Origin of the sequence: Pseudooceanicola marinus, assembly GCF_020177265.1 — a bacterium.
GTDB classification, from domain to species: Bacteria; Pseudomonadota; Alphaproteobacteria; order Rhodobacterales; family Rhodobacteraceae; genus Pseudooceanicola; species Pseudooceanicola marinus_A.
In genome coordinates this window covers 235,111-251,163 of record NZ_JAIVMC010000009.1, presented here as the reverse complement: position 1 = coordinate 251,163, position 16,053 = coordinate 235,111, and the positions used below count along the sequence as shown (strand labels likewise).

Sequence of the window (16,053 nt, the reverse complement as noted above, 5' to 3'; positions counted from 1 at the left end):
GTCCGCTTACGCGAAACGATCTATGGGCCGAGCATGCGTGATGAATGTGACGAAATCCACCCGCTGTTCCACGGCGCCCCGCAAAGCACCGAGTTTCGGAAGCTGCGCAAAAGGATTGTGCGCTACACACGCGAGGCGATCGAACAATACGGCATGATCGAACCCGGCGCGCGCTGGCTGGTCTGCCTGTCGGGCGGCAAGGATAGCTATACCCTGCTGGCCGTCCTGCATGAGCTGAAGTGGCGTGGCCTGTTGCCCGTCGACCTGCTGGCCTGCAACCTCGACCAGGGGCAGCCGGGTTTCCCGGCCACCGTCCTGCCCGAGTTCCTGGAAAAGATGGGTGTCCCGCACCGGATCGAATATCAGGACACCTATTCGGTGGTCATGGACAAGATCCCCCAGGGCCGCACCTTCTGCGCGCTGTGTTCGCGGCTGCGGCGCGGCAACCTCTACCGCATCGCGCGGGAAGAGGGCTGTTCGGCGGTCGTGCTGGGCCATCACCGGGACGACATCCTCGAGACGTTCTTCATGAACCTCTTCCACGGCGGGCGCCTGGCGACCATGCCGCCGAAGCTGGTGAACGAGGAAGGCGACCTGTTCCTCTATCGCCCGCTCGCCCATGTGGCCGAGGCGGATTGCGAGAAATTCGCCACCGCGATGAACTATCCGATCATTCCCTGCGACCTGTGCGGCAGCCAGGACGGGCTGCAACGCCAGCAGGTGAAACAGATCCTCGACGGATGGGAAAAGAACAGCCCCGGACGGCGGCAGGTGATGTTCCGCGCACTGATGAACGCGCGGCCCTCGCATCTGCTGGATCCGAAGCTGTTCGATTTCGCCGGGCTGACCCTGGGCGCCGCGCCTCAGGAAGAAGATTCGATTCCCAGCCTGCGTTAAGCCGCTATTGAACTTCTGGACGTAGCGTCACCGCCCATGACACATGGGATGACCTGCAATGCCGGGGATCAGGGCTAAAGACGTCGGACGCGTTCGGGCGCGGTTGCGTCGGGCCCTGTGCGGCCCGCAGATGGTGGCCGTGCTGCCGGCGATCTGCCTGACCGCCTTCTGGGTCGCCGGGGAGGCGGCGCTGATCCTGACGGCCCTGCTGCTGCCGGTCTTCTACAGTTTCGCCGGGTCCGATCCGGCGCCGCGCCCCTCGGGCGATCCGCGCGATCCGGTCACCGGCCTGCCCCTGCGCGACAGTCTGGAACGGGCGCTGGACCATGCGCTGCAAGCGCGCGAAGGCGCCATCGGCAAGACCGCCTGCCTGCTGCTGCAACTGGACGACTTCGACGCCTACCGCGACCGCTACGGGCCCGCCGCCGCCGATGACGCGCAGTATCGAATCGCCACGCGGCTGCGCGGCGCCCTGCGCGATGACGATACGCTCTGCCGTCTGGGCGATGCCAGGTACGGCATCTGCGTCGGCCCCGTGACCCAGCTGGACCTGGAGGCGGCGATTCAGCTGGCCTCGCGCCTGCAGGCGGCGGTGGAGGAACCGCTGTCGCTGGATGCGACCACGGTCTACCTCTCCTGTTCCATCGGCTTCTGCCTGGGCACCCGCAGCCCGCAACCCAGCGGCGCCTCGCTGCTGGCCGCGGCGGACACTGCCCTGCGCGAGGCCGGGCGGTTCGCCCCCTCGGCCATCCGCTCCTTCTCGGTCGACATGCAGGGCCGTCGGCGGTCCGGCCCCATCCCGGCGGACGAGATCGAGACGGCGATGGAGGCGGGCCAGATCCTGCCCTTCTTCCAGCCGCAGGTGTCCACCGATACCGGGCTGGTCACCGGCTTCGAGGCGCTGGCGCGCTGGTGCCACCCGCAGCGCGGCATGATCTCCCCGGCGGAGTTTCTGCCGATGGTGCAGCAGGCCGGGCTGATGGAACGGCTGGGCGACCTGATGCTGGTGCAATCCCTGATCGCCCTGCGTCGCTGGGACGAGGCCGGGGTGAACGTGCCCCAGGTCGGCGTGAACTTCGCCAATGACGAGTTGATGAACCCCCAGCTGGTCGAGAAGATCCGCTGGCAGCTGGACCGCTACGGGCTGACACCGGGACGGCTGACGGTGGAGGTGCTGGAAACCGTCGTCGCCGCCTCCCCCGAAGATGTGATTTCGCGCAATATCAACGGGCTGGCCAAGATGGGCTGCCGCATCGACCTGGATGATTTCGGCACCGGCCATGCCTCCATCTCCTCCATCCGGCGCTTCTCGGTGGAGCGGCTGAAGATCGACCGCAGCTTCGTGATGAAGGTCGACCGCGACATCGAGCAACAGCGCATGGTGGCCGCGATCCTGACCATGGCCGAACGGCTGGGCCTGACGACCCTGGCCGAAGGGGTGGAAACGCCGGGCGAACACGCGATGCTGGCGCAACTGGGCTGCGATCACGTCCAGGGGTATGAAATCGCACGGCCGATGCCCTTCGACCAGACCATCGAATGGATGCGCGCCTATCACGCCGGCCTGACCGAGGCGCCGAAGTTCGGCCGCCGCAGCGGCTGACCAGCGCGAACCACGACCCCATCGGATTTGATCGCTGATCGCGCCTTGCCCCGCATCAATCGGGTGCTTGGCCCAGAACCGCGCCTCCCCGTCAAAGCCGCCCCCCCTCGACAGACCGCGGCCCCGGTATGGGCCTGCAGTCCCGACGGCCCCCAGATGACCCATCTGCCGCTCGCAACGCGCCGTTTCCCGCACACAACCCCGCGACCCTTAGCCCTGTAAAAGAGGGAAGCCCCTTGACCTTTGGCCCGGTGACAGGTTGAACGCCCAAGACCGAATTTCCGAATATTGCAACGACCAAGGGTGGCGCAGCGCGATGGACGATCAGAACAAGAACCTCATCCTGGCCACGGTGCTCAGCTTCATCGTTGTCCTTGTCTGGTTCCTTCTTTTCCCGCCAGAGGAACAGGCCCCCGGCATCGAGACCGCCGAGGAGCAGACCCAGGTTGAGGGCACCGCCGGTGCGCCGACGACCAGCGGCAGCGCAGACGGCGCGCTTGGCCCGGGCGGCGACGGCGTTGCCACGGCCCAGACCGAGGCTCCCGCCGCCGAGGCGGAGGCCGAAGCGCCCCGCGTCACCATCGACACGCCCAGCCTGGCCGGCTCGATCTCGCTGGGCGGCGGCCGTATCGACGACCTTCAGCTGAAGGACTACCACGTCGAACTGGCCGACGACTCCCCCGAGGTCACCCTGCTGCGCCCGCAGAGCGAACCCGAAGGGTACTACGCGCTTTACGGCTGGATCGCCGGCACCAATGCCGACCCGGCCGCCGTGCCCGGCGCCGACACCCTGTGGTCGCTGGAAAGCGGCGAGGTGCTGACCCCCGACACCCCCGTCACCCTGTCCTGGGACAACGGCCAGGGCCTGATCTTCCGCCAGACCTACAGCGTCGACGACAAGTTCATGTTCCAGGTCAGCCAGTCGGTTGAAAATACCAACGACAGCGCCGTCAGCCTGCGCCCCTACGGCCTGCTGCGCCGCCATGGCGAACCCTCCGACCTGCAGAACTTCTTCGTCGTGCATGAAGGCCTGGTGCGCATGTCCGACGGCGAGCTGGAAGAAGCCGGCTACGACGACCTGACCGACTATGACGTGGACCCCCGCGAAGGCACCCCGGCGGAACGCATCGACGTGGCCGAAAGCGGCTGGATCGGCTTCACCGACCACTACTGGATGGCCACGCTGATCCCCGGCGACCGTCCCTTCCGCTCCACCGCGAAATACTACCCCAACCCCGACATCTACCAGACCGAGACCGTGCTGGAGACCGTCGAGGCCGCGCCCGGCGAGACCGTCTCGGTCGAGACGCAGCTGTTTGCCGGTGCCAAGGAAGGTGAGACGATCAAGGACTACGAAGATGCCGGCGTGACCCGCTTCTTCGACTCGATCGACTGGGGCTGGTTCTTCTTCATCACCAAGCCGATCTTCTGGCTGATCCACTGGCTGCACAGCTTCATCGGCAACATGGGCTGGTCGATCATCGCGATGACCATCTTCCTGAAGGCCATCCTCTTCCCGCTGGCCTACAAATCCTACGCCTCCATGGCGAAGATGAAGGAGCTGCAGCCGCGCATGGAAGAGCTGAAGGAGAAGGCGGGCGACGACCGCCAGAAGCTTCAGAAGGAGATGATGGAGCTCTACAAGAAGGAAAAGGTGAACCCCGCCGCGGGCTGTCTGCCCATCCTTCTGCAGATCCCGATCTTCTTCTCGCTCTACAAGGTGATCTTCGTCACGCTTGAACTGCGCCATCAGCCCTGGATCGGCTGGATCCGCGACCTCTCGGCGCCGGACCCCTCCTCGATCCTGAACCTGTTCGGCCTGCTGCCCTATGCCCCCCCGGGCCCGGAAAGCATCTTTGCCATCGCCAGCCTCGGTGTCCTGCCGATCCTGCTGGGCATCTCGATGTGGCTGCAGCAGAAACTGAACCCGGCGCCCGCGGACCCCGCGCAGCAGATGATCTTTGCCTGGATGCCCTGGGTGTTCATGTTCATGCTCGGTAACTTCGCCAGCGGTCTGGTCCTCTACTGGATCACCAACAACACGATCACCTTCATCCAGCAGTACACGATCATGCGGATTCACGGGTTCAAGCCCGACGTCTTCGGCAACATCAAGTCGTCGTTCAGCCGGAAGAAGAAGGCCGAAGCAAAGGGCAAGAAGTAAATGAGACGCGTCGCGCAGATCTGGCGGCACCCGATCAAGGGGATCGGGGCCGAGCCGCTGGACAGCGCGGCCTTCTTGCCCGAACGGCCCCTGCCCGGTGACCGGGCCTGGGCCATGCTGACCGGCCAGGCGCAGGATACCGGCGCCTGGCAATCCTGCCGCAACTTCGCGCGCGGCTGCTACGGCCCCCAGCTGATGGCGATCACCGCCCGCACGCTGGAAGATGGGCGCATCCACCTCAGCCACCCCACGGCGGGTGAGATCGAGGTCGATCCGGCCCGCGACGGTGCGGCGCTCTCGGCCTGGCTCGCCGCGCTCTGGCCCGCCGAACGTCCCGCCCTGGGCGCGCTGATCGCGGCCCCCGCGGAAGGCATGTCGGACGCCAACTATGCCTGCGTGTCGATCCTGGGCCGTGCATCCCTGGGCGCCCTGTCGGAGGCCTGCGGCACGCCCCTGGACCCTCGTCGGTTCCGCGGCAACATCTGGCTGTCGGGTCTGGAACCCTGGGAAGAGCTGGACTGGCCCGGGCGGCGTATCCGCCTGGGCGATGTCGAACTGGATGTGGTGGAGCGGATCACCCGCTGCCGCGCCACCCAGGTTAACCCCGAGACCGGCCAGGACGACGTGCAGACGCTGCGCACCCTGCGACGGACCTGGGGCCATGTTGATTTCGGCGTGAAGGCGAAGGTGGTCACCCCCGGCACCATCGCCACCGACGCGCCGGTGGAGGTCCTGCTATGATGCCCCTTCCCTTCCCCCTGGCCGAAGAGCCCGATGCCCACATGGCCGAAAAGGGCCGCCTGCTGTTTGCCGGGCCGGTGGATTTCGTCAAGGGCGTAGTCGCCATGAACGGCCTGCCAGAGGCCGACCGGCTGGAGGTCTGCTTTGCCGGCCGTTCCAACGTGGGCAAGTCCAGCCTGATCAACGCGCTGACCGGCCGCAAGGGCATCGCCCGCGCCTCGAACACGCCGGGCCGGACGCAAGAGATCAACTATTTCACCCTCGGCGAGGAACGCTACCTCGTCGACCTGCCGGGCTATGGCTACGCCAATGCGCCGCTGTCGGTGGTGGAGAAATGGCAGCGCCTGCTGAAACAGTACCTGCAGGGCCGCCAGACCCTGCGCCGCGCCTTCGTGCTGATCGACTCGCGCCACGGCGTGAAGGCCGTCGACGAGGAGATCATGACGCTGCTCGACAGTGCCGCCGTGACCTTCCAGGTCGTTATGACCAAGGCGGACAAGGTGAAGGAGAAGGACCGGCAGAAGGTCCTGGACCAGGTGCGCGGCGCCCTGTCCAAACACCCCGCCGCCTTCCCCGAGCTGGTGCTGACCTCTTCGGAAAAGGGCGACGGCATCGCCACGCTGCGCGCCATCATCGCCGGGCTGGACTGAGCCCGGCCGCGCATGCGCGGCCGCCTCGCGGCTCTGGCAGCAGCTCCGCCTCAGAAGCGGTAATTGAGCCGCCCGGTCAGGGTGTTCATGCTGAAACGCTCGCCGGTGCCGTCGAAATCCGACACCTGATGGTGTAACAGTTCCCCGCCCAGCGTCACGTGCTCCGTCAGGTGGGTTTCCGCCCCTACCCCCAGCACGAACCCCGTATCGCTGCCGAACCGGCCCTGCATGTGGGCCAGCCCCGCCACGGCATAGACATGGACCTCCCTGCGCACCATCCCCAGGCGTCCCTTCACCCGGGCGATCTTGTCCACCGGGCCTGCCGGGCTTCCGATGTCGGTCTCCGCCAGCTCAAGCTCCACCCCGTAGGTGGTGGTGCCCCTCTGTTCCAGGTAGCCGCCGTGCAGGCTGCGCATCACATCGCCGTCGGCATCGGTCGCGACCCCAAGCGAGGCGCCGAGATAGGCGCCGGTCCAATCGTCGTCCAGCGGCTGGCCCCGTGCCGTGGTGGCCATGAGCAGAAGCGCCGACAGCATGAGTGCCAGAGATCCCGCCGCGGTCCGGACGGCTTGCCCACCCAGGGCGGTGATATGAGCGCGGTGCTGTTCCATCACAAACACAACACGCCAGACGCACTAAAAGTTCACTAAAATCACGCCGAACCTTGCCTGATGGCCGCCCCTTGCCATTCAGACTTTCTGAAAATGCGAGGTAAATTGCGCCTTTGGCGCTGGCCCGCCGCGCAGGCCGCACATGAAAAAGGCCCGGGAGATCCCGGGCCTTTCCAGAGTGTTGATCGCGGTCGGACCGGATCAGAAGCGGTAGTTCACACGGGCCGCCAGGGTGCTGCCGTCGATGTCGATGTCGCTATCGTCGAAGTCATCGAACTGGTGGTACAGGTATTCGCCGCCGACGGTGACGTTGTCGGTCAGCTTGTAGTCTGCGCCAACGCCCAGGATCCAGCCGTTGTCGTCGCCCAGATCGGATTCGGCGTGCGCGGCACCGGCGACACCGTAGATCAGGGTCTGACCGGCGTCGTAACCGGCGCGGACCTTCAGGCGGGTGATCGAGTCGAGGTCAGTGCCGTCGAAGTCCAGATCGGTCGCGCTGTAGTCCAGTTCACCACCCAGCACGAAGGTGCCGAAGTCGTAGTCGTAACCGGCCTGCACACCGTAGACGGTGCCGTCGGCACCTTCGCTGGCGGAACCCAGCTCGGCGTCGAGATCGCCATAGCCCAGCGATGCACCGGCGTAGGCGCCGGTCCAGTCGGAACCCGAGAAGACCGGGGCCGGTGCGGGTGCGGGGACGACCGGGTCTGCGGGGGCTTCCTGGTAGGAGCCTGCAAAGGCGGGGGCGGCCACTGCGCTGACGGCCACTGCTGCGATCATGGTTTTGCGAAGCATTCTTTTTCTCCTTCGTTTCTTTCCAGGGACGGCTGGGGATGACCGACCCTGCTGAGACGCTCCCTTCGGGCATGCGCCGCGAACGCACCTCCGACAGAGGGCGTTCTCGCCGGATCAACACACCGAAACGGCGAAGAGTTCCAATCACATCGCATCACTGTCACGGGCGTCGGCCATCGGGCGCCGTCAAGGCAGCGCAACGAAGGCAATTCCCCGCCGCTTGCGGCTGGCTTCCGCAAAATCCTTCGTGATCACCCTTGAACTCGCTCAGCGCCGCAGTGCGGCACGGGTCGGACTTGGCAGCGCGCCGGGCAACGCGTATCAAGCGACGAAACCAAGGACGCCCGAGACATGAAGAAGCAGACCGCCATGAACCAAGACTGGATCGCCACCGCCCGCACCCTGTCGGAGGCCCTGCCCTACCTGCAGCGCTACGAAGGTGCCATCGTGGTGGTGAAATTCGGCGGCCATGCCATGACCGATGCCGACGGGCTGGAGAATTTCGCCCGTGACATCGTGTTGATGCGGCAGGTCGGCGTGAACCCGGTGATCGTCCATGGCGGCGGCCCGATGATCAACGAGATGCTGGACAAGCTGCAGGTGAAATCCGAGTTCGTCCGCGGCAAGCGGGTCACCGACCAGGCCACCATGGACGTCGTAGAGATGGTGCTGTCGGGTCAGGTGAACAAGCGGATCGTCCAGGCGATCAACGCCCAGGGCGGCAAGGGTGTGGGCCTGTCCGGCAAGGATGCCAACCTGATGGTCTGTCGCCAGGACGACCCGGAACTGGGCCTGGTCGGCACCCCGGACGAGATGGACACGACGATCCTGCACTCGATGTTCCGCAGCGACATCATCCCGGTGATCGCCCCCATCGGCATGGGCCGCGAGGGCCAGACCTTCAACGTCAACGGCGACACCGCCGCCGGCGCCATCGCGGGGGCCCTGCGTGCCGACCGGCTGCTGCTGCTGACAGATGTGGCGGGTGTGAAGGACGGCTCGGGCGAGGTGGTGACCGCGCTGACCGCCCAGCAGATCCGCGACATGACCGCAGACGGCACCATCGCCGGTGGCATGATTCCCAAGACCCAGACGGCGCTGGATGCGATCGAACGCGGCGTGCGCGCGGTGGTCATCCTGGATGGCCGTGCCCCCAATGCCGTGCTACTGGAGCTGTTCACCGAACACGGGGCCGGCTCCCTGATCCGTGCCAGCTGAGGCACCTGCCGATCTCGACAGGCTGGAACGGGCCGCGCAGGCCCGCCAGCTGACGGTTTCCTGCGGGCTGGATGCGCGGGCCTGTACCGCCCGCGACGACCTGCCCGGCGGCACGCGCAGCCTGCTTCTGCTGTCACCCCATGAACCGGCCTTCTGGCCTGCCTTCACCGACAGCCCGGAATGGCGGGACGGTGCGCCAGATCCGATGGACCGCTGGTCGACCCGCGTGATCGGCGCCTGGGCGGCGGAGATCGGTGCGATCCCCCTCTATCCCTTCGGCGGCCCGCCCTTCGCCCCCTTCCTGGCCTGGGCGCTGGCCAGCGGGCGGGTCCACAGCTCCCCCATCGGGCTGCTTGTGCATCGCGGCATGGGACTTCTGACGTCCTTCCGGGGCGCCCTGGCCCTGAGGTGGGAGTTGACGGTGCCGCCGCCCCTGTCCTCCCCCTGCGACGGCTGCGCCGCCCCCTGCCGCACCGCCTGCCCCGTTGGCGCCCTGGGGGGCGCGGGCGGCTATGACGTGCCCGCCTGCAAGGATCACCTGCGCCAGCCCGAGGGCGCGCCCTGCCTGACAGCGGGCTGCCTGGCACGGCGCGCTTGCCCGGCGGGCGCCGGCCATGGCAGGATCGCGGCACATTCCGCCTATCACATGCGGCAATTCCTGGGGGATACGTGACAGAGCAAGAGCCGGGCCGGCGCCTGATCCTGATGCGGCACGCGAAATCCGCCTGGGACGATCCGGCCCTGTCCGATCACGCCCGCCCCTTGAACTCGCGCGGTCAGCGCAGTGCCGAGGCGCTTGGGCAATGGCTCGTCGAGCGAGGGCACCTGCCCGACCAGGCGCTGGTGTCGGACGCCAAACGCACGCAGGAGACCTTTGCCGGTCTGCACCTCGATATCGCGCCGGACCTCGACGCGAAACTCTACCTGGCGGAGCCGCCCCGCTTGCTGTCCGCCCTAAGGGCGGCGCGGGGCCACTGCGTCCTGCTGATCGCGCATAATCCCGGGATCGCCGCCCTGGCTGAGGCGCTTCTGGCTGACCCGGTGCCCCATCCGCGGTTCACCGACTACCCCACCGGGGCGACACTGGTCGCGGATTTCCCCATCGACAGCTGGCGCGATCTGGAACCACACACGGGCCGGGCGGCGGATTTCATCACGCCGCGAGAGCTGACCGACTGAGCACCGGACGATCCCGGCGCTCCATGGCCTGAGGGGCCGCTCCACATTGCGCCCATTTCAGCGAAGGTCATTCCACATCATCGCCATTTCATGGAAAGTGCGACAGGTCTATCTCTGCCTCAACACAACGGACAACGGCCCACGGGGCCCCTGCTGAGGACAAGACAATGATCGACCTTTCCACCAACATCCTGGGCGCCGCCGGCGCCGGTTCCGACACCGCCATCGCCATCGCCGCCCTGCTGCTGCGCGTCACCCTGGGCGGGCTGTTCCTGGCCCACGCCTATCTGAAATACTTCATCTTCACGCCGAAAGGCGCCGCCGGCTTCTTCGCCTCGCTCGGCGTGCCGGGGTGGTTCGCCTATATCACCATCGCCGCCGAGACCCTGGGCGGGCTGGCCCTGATCCTGGGCTTCCAGACCAGCCTGGTGGCGCTGCTGCTGATCCCGACCCTGCTGGGCGCCGCCATCCTGGCCCACGGCAAGAACGGCTTCTGGTTCAACAATGAAAACGGCGGCTGGGAATATCCCGCCTTCTGGGCCGTGACCCTGCTGGTGCAGGCCCTGCTGGGCGGCGGCGCCCTGGCCCTGACCCAGGGCTGAGGCCCAAGACCAGGACGGACACCTCGCCTTCCCTCCCTATCTGCCCTTGCCCCCGCCCGCCCCCGTGCAGGCGGGGGTTTTCGCAGGTCCTACGACCTGAGGCGCATTCCCGCACCGCCCGGGCCGTGCTACCCTTGAAGCGTATTTTCTACGACCGAATTTCAACCTGTGATTTATCCCATGGAGTTTACCATGACCGATGCCCCATCCGCACCGGAGCGCCCCGCGTCCGAACACCGGGTTCTCAAGGAAATTGTCGATGCCTCCTGCTTTTCCCTGAAATGGGGTGTCTTCGGGGTAGTGCTGATCATGCTGCTCAAAGCCGCCGGCGGCCTGGGCCTGTCGATCAACAAGCTGTCCTTCTTCGGCGCCGAGGTCGAGATCAGCGGCCAGAATGTCGGCCTGAAGACCGCCGTCGCCGATGCCACGGTGGAAAGCCAGAAGAACAAGGACCGCATTGCCGAACTGGAACTGGCGTTGGAAACGCTGCTCGGCCGCCTTGCCCCGGGAAGCGCAGCAGAAGCCTCCACTGCAGCTCTTCTGTCCGGGCTCGGCCCGGATAGAAGCGACAGCGCCACGGCGCAGGCCGTGGAACAGGGACCAGTCACCGATCCAGTGGTCTCGCTGGCCTCGGTCAGCGAGACCGGGGTCATCTGGCTGGGCAGTTTCGACGCGGCCTCAAGCCGTTGGACCGACACGATCCTGGCCAATGCTGCCGACCTGCCGCCGCCCGACCAGATGCAGGGGCAAAGTTTCCAGCTGGCGGGCAATGTCAACGTCCGTGCCGCCCTGCCCCGCCCGGTGGACGAGGGCTATTTCAGCGGCATCGAGGTGCTGGGCGTGGCCCATATCGGCACCCAGGTTGCGATCAAGGGGCCGCCGCGGGTCTATCAGCGCGAGACCGGGCCGCAAGTCTGGGCCGAGGTGCGCACCGCACTGGAGCCCAAGGCGCGCTGAGAACCGCTTCCGCCCCAAGACAAAAGGCCCCGCCTAAGCGGGGCCTTTCCAATCTGGGCCTTCGGGCGCTCAGTGCCCTAGGATCTGGCTGAGGAACAGCTTGGTGCGTTCCGAGCGCGGGTTGTTGAAGAACTCTTCCGGCTCATTCTGTTCAACGATCTGGCCCTGGTCCATGAAGATCACGCGGTTTGCCACCTGGCGGGCAAAGCCCATCTCGTGGGTCACGCAGAGCATGGTCATGCCCTCTTCCGCCAGCTCGATCATGGTGTCGAGCACCTCCTTGATCATCTCCGGGTCCAGAGCCGAGGTCGGTTCGTCGAACAGCATGATGCGCGGCTTCATGCAGAGCGACCGGGCGATCGCCACACGCTGCTGCTGACCGCCCGACAGCTGGCCGGGGTACTTGTTGGCCTGCTCGGGGATCTTCACCTTTTCCAGGAAGTGCATCGCGGTCTCGACCGCTTCCTTCTTCGGGGTCTTGCGGACCCAGATCGGCGCCAGGGTGCAGTTTTCCAGGATCGTCAGATGCGGGAAGAGGTTGAAGTGCTGGAAGCACATGCCGACCTCGGACCGCACCTTGTCGATGTTCTTCAGATCGCTCGTCAGCTCGGTCCCGTCGACGATGATCTTGCCCGCCTGGTGTTCCTCCAGGCGGTTGATGCAGCGGATCATGGTGGACTTGCCCGAGCCCGAGGGACCCGCGATGACGATGCGTTCGCCCCGGTTCACCGTCAGGTTGATGTCGCGCAACACGTGGAACTGGCCGTACCACTTGTTCATCTGGCTGATCTCGATGGCGACCTCGTCAGAGACTTTCATCGCGGCAGGAGTCGGGGTTTCGACTGCGGTATTGGTCATTTGGTATTACCTCCTCAGCGATGGCCGGTCTGAAGCTTGCGCTCCAGGTACATCGAGTAGCGGGACATGGAGAAACAGAAGATGAAGAAGACGGCACCGATGAAGATGAACAGCTCCCAGTAGATGCCGTTCCAGGCGGTGTCGGCGCGGATCCCGTTGGCCAGGCCCAGCGGGTCGATCAGGCCGATGATCGACACCAGCGTGGTGTCCTTGAACACCCCGATGAAGGTCGACACGATCCCCGGGATCGAGATCTTCAGGGCCTGCGGCATGATGATCAGCCGCTGCGCCTTCCAGTAGTCGAGGCCAAGCGCATCGGCCGCCTCGTACTGGCCCTTGGGCAGGGCGGCAAGGCCCCCGCGGATCACCTCGGCCATGTAGGCCGACGCGAACAGCGTCACCATGATCATCACCCGCAGGATGATGTCGAAGTTGGTGCCCGGCGGCAGGAAGATGTTCAGCAGCACCGAGGCCACGAACAGCAGGGTGATCAGCGGCACGCCACGGATGAATTCGATGAAGCCCACGCAGAGGATCTTCACCAGCGGCAGGTCGCTGCGGCGGCCAAGCGCCAGGACGATCCCGATGGGCAGCGAACAGCCGATGGCGGTGACGCCGATGGTGATCGACAGCATGAAGCCCCCGAAGTCGCGGCTGGCCACAGGCTCCAGCGCCAGCGGCAGGACCGAGGCGATGCCATGGGCGACCGGCGCGGCCAGCAGCACCCACCAGAGCACCGCAACCAACGCCGCGGCGAAGATCGAGATACCGGCGTTCAGCACCCGGCTGACCAGGGTGAAGACGACAAACCCGATGGCAAAGCCCGCGGCCGCCATCAGCGGCATCCAGACGGTGCCACCCCAGAGCAGCCAGGGCATCAGGAAGGGGAAGGCGGCCGAGAAATACAGCAGCTTGGGCGTGACGTAGTCGGTGTAGAGCACCGGCGCCAGCGCCACCAGCAGCAGGACCAGGGTCAGGATCGGGCGCCAGTAGAGCTCCGGCGGGTAGAACCCGAACAGAAGCTGTTGCCAGCGATCGCGGATCACGCCCCAGCAGGCGCCTTCGTGCCCGTCCAGGATCTCGCGGCAGTTGGACAGCGAGGTGCCGTCCCAGGTGGGCGAGACGAACCACGGGATCAGCCGGTACAGCAGGTAGGCGATGAAGAGGCTCGACAGCACCGTCAGAGCCGTGTTCAGCCAGCCCGAGAACAGGTTGTCCTTGGCCCAGCCCACGGGGCCCACGGTCGAGGCCGGGGGCTCCTGCTGGTCCAGCATGGTGTCGCGGACGTAAAGAACAGTATCAGCGTGCGTATTGCTCATCTCACCGCTCCACCAGTTTCTTGCGTTCGTTGTAGACGTTCATGACGCTGGAGATGATCAGGCTGATCACCAGGTAGATCGCCATGCCCAGCAGAACGGTCTCAAGCTCGCGCCCGGTCTGGTTCAGGGTGATCCCCATCAGCGTGCCGGTGATGTCCATGTAGCCCACGGCGATCGCCAGCGAGGAGTTCTTCGTCAGGTTCAGGTACTGGGAGATCAGCGGCGGGATGATGACCCGCAGGGCTTGGGGCAGGATGACCAGCGACATGATCCGGTTGGACCGCAGGCCAAGCGCGGCTGCGGCCTCGGTCTGGCCGGCGGAAATGGCCATGATGCCGGCGCGCACGATCTCCGCCACGAAGGCGGCGGTGTACAGCGACAGGGCCAGCCACAGCGCGATCAGCGAGTTGCGCATGTGCGTGCCGCCCTGGAAGTTGAAGCCGCGCAGTTCCGGATAGCCCAGGTGGAAGCCCAGGATGCCCAGCAGGACCACGGTGGGCAGGATCACCACGGCGGTGCGGATGTGCCAGGTGGTGGGGCGGATGCCGGTGGCTTCCTGGGTGGCATCCGCCTTGCGGCCGATGCGTTTCGACACCCAGATGGATCCGATGAGCACCACGATAATCGCGATCAGGTCGACGCTGATGTCGAAGGCGCCAAAGAAGGAGATGTCGCCCAGCCCGCGGGAGAACAGCGGCTCGGGGATGTAGACGCCTCGGTTGGTCAGCGCGACACTGTCGAAGAGCTTCATCGTGGAGTCGGGATCGTCGCCGCGGAAGGCCGAGGGGGCCGGCAGGCTTTCGATCAGGACAGCCATGGCCAGGATGATCCACATCAGCACGGGGACGTTGCGGAACATCTCGACATAGACGGTCATCAGGCGCGCGATCAGCCAGTTGCCCGACAGACGCAGCACACCGACGATGACGCCGACGATGGTGGCGGTGATACAGCCCAGGACAGCGACCAGCAGCGTGTTCAGCAGGCCGACGAAGGCCGCACGCAGGTGGGTGTCCTGGTTGTCGTATTCGATCAGGCGCTGGTTGATGTCATACCCGGCGGGATTGCCGAGGAAGCCGAAGGAGACTTCCTTGCCCAGGTCGTTGAGGTTCTGGACCGTGTTCAGCGTCAGCCAGCCGAAGAACAGCAGGAACGCGATCAGCGCGATGATCTGGAAAGTGATGGACCGATAGCGCGTGTCGTAGACAAGCATGGATAGCTTGAACGACTCCGCCGGCGGATCAGTAAGCGTTGTCATTGTGAATCTTCCCCGTGTCCGGCCAGTTCTGGGATGCGTCTACGCGCGGGGCCGGTAACTGCCCCCGAGGGGGCCGATGGCAGGAGGGCGCGGCCAGTGCCGCGCCCTCCGCCGTTGGATCTTAGCGGAACGGCGGGCTGTAGAGCAGGCCGCCATCGGTGTATTGGGCGTTCAGGCCACGGGCGAGACCGATCGGGGTGTTCTCGCCGATGTTCTTCTCGAACAGTTCACCGTAGTTGCCGCCGGCCGCGATCGCGTCCACGGCAAAGTCGGCTTCCAGGCCCAGCATGGCGCCCAGTTCACCTTCGGTGCCCAGCAGACGGTTCACTTCCGGGTTGTCGGTCGGCGCGGAGGCCAGGTCGGCAACGTTGGCGGAGGTGACGCCGTATTCCTCGGCAGCGATCAGGGCGTTCAGGGTCCAGCGAACCACGTCACCCCATTCGTCGTCGCCATGACGGACGAGCGGGCCGAGCGGCTCTTTCGAGATGATTTCGGGCAGGACGGCATAGTCGCCCGGGTTCTCGAAGGTGGCGCGGGTCGCGGCCAGGCCGGAGGCGTCGGTGGTGTAGACGTCACAGGCACCGGCCAGGAACTGCTGCTGCGCTTCGGCATTGGTCTCGATCGGGACCGGCTCGTAGCTGATGTTGTTGACGCGGAAGTAGTCGGCCAGGTTCAGCTCGGTCGTGGTGCCGGTCTGGATGCAGACGGTGGCGCCGTCGAGTTCCTTGGCCGAGGACACGCCCAGCTCTTTCGGGATCATGAAGCCCTGGCCGTCGTAGTAGTTCACGCCGACGAAGGTGAACTTCAGGTCGACATCGCGCGAGAAGGTCCAGGTGGTGTTCCGGGCCAGCATGTCGATCTCGCCGGAGGCCAGAGCGGTAAAGCGGGTCTTGCCGGTGGTCGGAACGAACTCGACCGCGCTGGCATCGCCCAGGACGGCGGCGGCGACGGCACGGCAGACGCCGACGTCAAAACCCTGCCACTCGCCGTTGGCGTCGGGGTAGGAAAAGCCGGTCAGGCCGGTGGAGACGCCGCAGTTCAGCGTGCCGCGGGCCTTCACGTCGTCCAGGGTGGCTGCGCCGGCAACGCCAGCGGCCAGGCCGGCGACGGTCAGCGCGCCAAGAAATACGGATTTTTTCATGTTTACCTCTTCCTGATTTTCCGCCTTGTCTGCATCCATGTCTGCAGCGGCGGTTCACCGCCC

At 65.9% G+C, this 16,053-nt stretch carries 16 protein-coding genes; 10 read left to right on the top strand and 6 right to left on the bottom strand.

Annotated features, from left to right (window positions below; genetic code table 11):
- Window positions 1-33: 33 nt before the first annotated feature.
- From ttcA to yihA, 5 genes are all read left to right on the top strand, one after another.
- Entirely contained in the window at window positions 34-897 is an 864-nt protein-coding gene (gene ttcA / locus LC066_RS17085; protein ID WP_085890241.1) for a tRNA 2-thiocytidine(32) synthetase TtcA, read from the top strand.
- A 103-nt stretch (window positions 898-1,000) separates the two neighbouring features.
- Window positions 1,001-2,500, top strand: a complete 1,500-nt coding sequence (locus tag LC066_RS17080) for a putative bifunctional diguanylate cyclase/phosphodiesterase (RefSeq protein WP_318246723.1) — start codon at window positions 1,001-1,003, stop codon at window positions 2,498-2,500.
- A 316-nt stretch (window positions 2,501-2,816) separates the two neighbouring features.
- Window positions 2,817-4,664, top strand: coding sequence for a membrane protein insertase YidC (yidC, locus tag LC066_RS17075; protein ID WP_222480499.1), 1,848 nt, complete (start codon window positions 2,817-2,819; stop codon window positions 4,662-4,664).
- Window positions 4,665-5,405 carry an MOSC domain-containing protein gene (locus LC066_RS17070; protein ID WP_224901472.1) on the top strand — a complete coding sequence of 247 codons (741 nt, stop codon included), beginning with the start codon at window positions 4,665-4,667 and terminating at the stop codon, window positions 5,403-5,405.
- Window positions 5,405-6,055 carry a ribosome biogenesis GTP-binding protein YihA/YsxC gene (yihA, locus tag LC066_RS17065; RefSeq protein WP_224901530.1) on the top strand — a complete coding sequence of 217 codons (651 nt, stop codon included), beginning with the start codon at window positions 5,405-5,407 and terminating at the stop codon, window positions 6,053-6,055. The genes LC066_RS17070 and yihA overlap by 1 nt, the downstream gene beginning before the upstream one ends.
- A gap of 50 nt (window positions 6,056-6,105) precedes the next feature.
- Here yihA and LC066_RS17060 read toward each other — a convergent pair whose 3' ends face one another.
- Together LC066_RS17060 and LC066_RS17055 are read right to left on the bottom strand one after the other, a co-directional pair.
- Window positions 6,106-6,591 carry an outer membrane protein gene (locus LC066_RS17060; RefSeq protein ID WP_224901468.1) on the bottom strand — a complete coding sequence of 162 codons (486 nt, stop codon included), beginning with the start codon at window positions 6,589-6,591 and terminating at the stop codon, window positions 6,106-6,108.
- Window positions 6,592-6,867: 276 nt separating this feature from the next.
- The gene (locus tag LC066_RS17055; protein WP_224901466.1) at window positions 6,868-7,458 is read right to left on the bottom strand and encodes an outer membrane protein; all 591 of its coding nucleotides are present in this window, start codon (window positions 7,456-7,458) and stop codon (window positions 6,868-6,870) included.
- 351 nt (window positions 7,459-7,809) lie between these two features.
- On the opposite strand from LC066_RS17055, the gene argB reads away from it, so the two are divergent.
- From argB to LC066_RS17030, 5 genes are all read left to right on the top strand, one after another.
- Complete coding sequence (gene argB, locus LC066_RS17050; protein WP_085890200.1) at window positions 7,810-8,676, top strand: acetylglutamate kinase; 867 nt, start codon at window positions 7,810-7,812, stop codon at window positions 8,674-8,676.
- On the top strand, window positions 8,666-9,349 hold the full coding sequence (locus tag LC066_RS17045) for a ferredoxin (protein WP_224901464.1): 684 nt from the start codon (window positions 8,666-8,668) through the stop codon (window positions 9,347-9,349). The genes argB and LC066_RS17045 overlap by 11 nt, the downstream gene beginning before the upstream one ends.
- Window positions 9,346-9,855 carry a SixA phosphatase family protein gene (locus LC066_RS17040; protein WP_318246722.1) on the top strand — a complete coding sequence of 170 codons (510 nt, stop codon included), beginning with the start codon at window positions 9,346-9,348 and terminating at the stop codon, window positions 9,853-9,855. Before LC066_RS17045 ends, LC066_RS17040 begins: the two co-directional genes overlap by 4 nt.
- A 167-nt stretch (window positions 9,856-10,022) precedes the next feature.
- On the top strand, window positions 10,023-10,457 hold the full coding sequence (locus LC066_RS17035; protein WP_222480513.1) for a DoxX family protein: 435 nt from the start codon (window positions 10,023-10,025) through the stop codon (window positions 10,455-10,457).
- Between the two features lie 192 nt (window positions 10,458-10,649).
- Complete coding sequence (locus LC066_RS17030; RefSeq protein WP_224901462.1) at window positions 10,650-11,414, top strand: hypothetical protein; 765 nt, start codon at window positions 10,650-10,652, stop codon at window positions 11,412-11,414.
- 69 nt (window positions 11,415-11,483) lie between these two features.
- Here LC066_RS17030 and LC066_RS17025 read toward each other — a convergent pair whose 3' ends face one another.
- The 4 genes from LC066_RS17025 to LC066_RS17010 form a co-directional block, all read right to left on the bottom strand.
- Window positions 11,484-12,272: an amino acid ABC transporter ATP-binding protein gene (locus tag LC066_RS17025; RefSeq protein ID WP_222480517.1), complete on the bottom strand. Its 789-nt coding sequence runs from the start codon at window positions 12,270-12,272 to the stop codon at window positions 11,484-11,486.
- 14 nt (window positions 12,273-12,286) lie between these two features.
- Window positions 12,287-13,591 carry an amino acid ABC transporter permease gene (locus tag LC066_RS17020; protein WP_224901460.1) on the bottom strand — a complete coding sequence of 435 codons (1,305 nt, stop codon included), beginning with the start codon at window positions 13,589-13,591 and terminating at the stop codon, window positions 12,287-12,289.
- 1 nt (window position 13,592) lies between these two features.
- A complete protein-coding gene (locus LC066_RS17015; protein WP_224901458.1) occupies window positions 13,593-14,849 on the bottom strand; it encodes an amino acid ABC transporter permease in 1,257 nt (418 codons plus the stop codon).
- Between the two features lie 121 nt (window positions 14,850-14,970).
- On the bottom strand, window positions 14,971-15,990 hold the full coding sequence (locus LC066_RS17010; protein WP_224901456.1) for an amino acid ABC transporter substrate-binding protein: 1,020 nt from the start codon (window positions 15,988-15,990) through the stop codon (window positions 14,971-14,973).
- Window positions 15,991-16,053 lie beyond the last annotated feature (63 nt).

Excerpts from the sequence above, each read along its gene's own strand:
- LC066_RS17035 (WP_222480513.1), top strand. The coding sequence starts at position 10,023 with ATGATCGACCTTTCCACCAACATCCTGGGCGCCGCCGGCGCCGGTTCC.
- ttcA (WP_085890241.1), top strand. The coding sequence starts at position 34 with ATGCGTGATGAATGTGACGAAATCCACCCGCTGTTCCACGGCGCCCCG.
- LC066_RS17010 (WP_224901456.1), bottom strand. The coding sequence starts at position 15,990 with ATGAAAAAATCCGTATTTCTTGGCGCGCTGACCGTCGCCGGCCTGGCC.
- LC066_RS17060 (WP_224901468.1), bottom strand. The coding sequence starts at position 6,591 with ATGCTGTCGGCGCTTCTGCTCATGGCCACCACGGCACGGGGCCAGCCG.
- LC066_RS17030 (WP_224901462.1), top strand. The coding sequence starts at position 10,650 with ATGACCGATGCCCCATCCGCACCGGAGCGCCCCGCGTCCGAACACCGG.
- LC066_RS17055 (WP_224901466.1), bottom strand. The coding sequence starts at position 7,458 with ATGCTTCGCAAAACCATGATCGCAGCAGTGGCCGTCAGCGCAGTGGCC.
- yidC (WP_222480499.1), top strand. The coding sequence starts at position 2,817 with ATGGACGATCAGAACAAGAACCTCATCCTGGCCACGGTGCTCAGCTTC.
- LC066_RS17070 (WP_224901472.1), top strand. The coding sequence starts at position 4,665 with ATGAGACGCGTCGCGCAGATCTGGCGGCACCCGATCAAGGGGATCGGG.
- LC066_RS17025 (WP_222480517.1), bottom strand. The coding sequence starts at position 12,272 with ATGACCAATACCGCAGTCGAAACCCCGACTCCTGCCGCGATGAAAGTC.
- argB (WP_085890200.1), top strand. The coding sequence starts at position 7,810 with ATGAAGAAGCAGACCGCCATGAACCAAGACTGGATCGCCACCGCCCGC.
- LC066_RS17020 (WP_224901460.1), bottom strand. The coding sequence starts at position 13,591 with ATGAGCAATACGCACGCTGATACTGTTCTTTACGTCCGCGACACCATG.
- LC066_RS17015 (WP_224901458.1), bottom strand. The coding sequence starts at position 14,849 with ATGACAACGCTTACTGATCCGCCGGCGGAGTCGTTCAAGCTATCCATG.
- yihA (WP_224901530.1), top strand. The coding sequence starts at position 5,405 with ATGCCCCTTCCCTTCCCCCTGGCCGAAGAGCCCGATGCCCACATGGCC.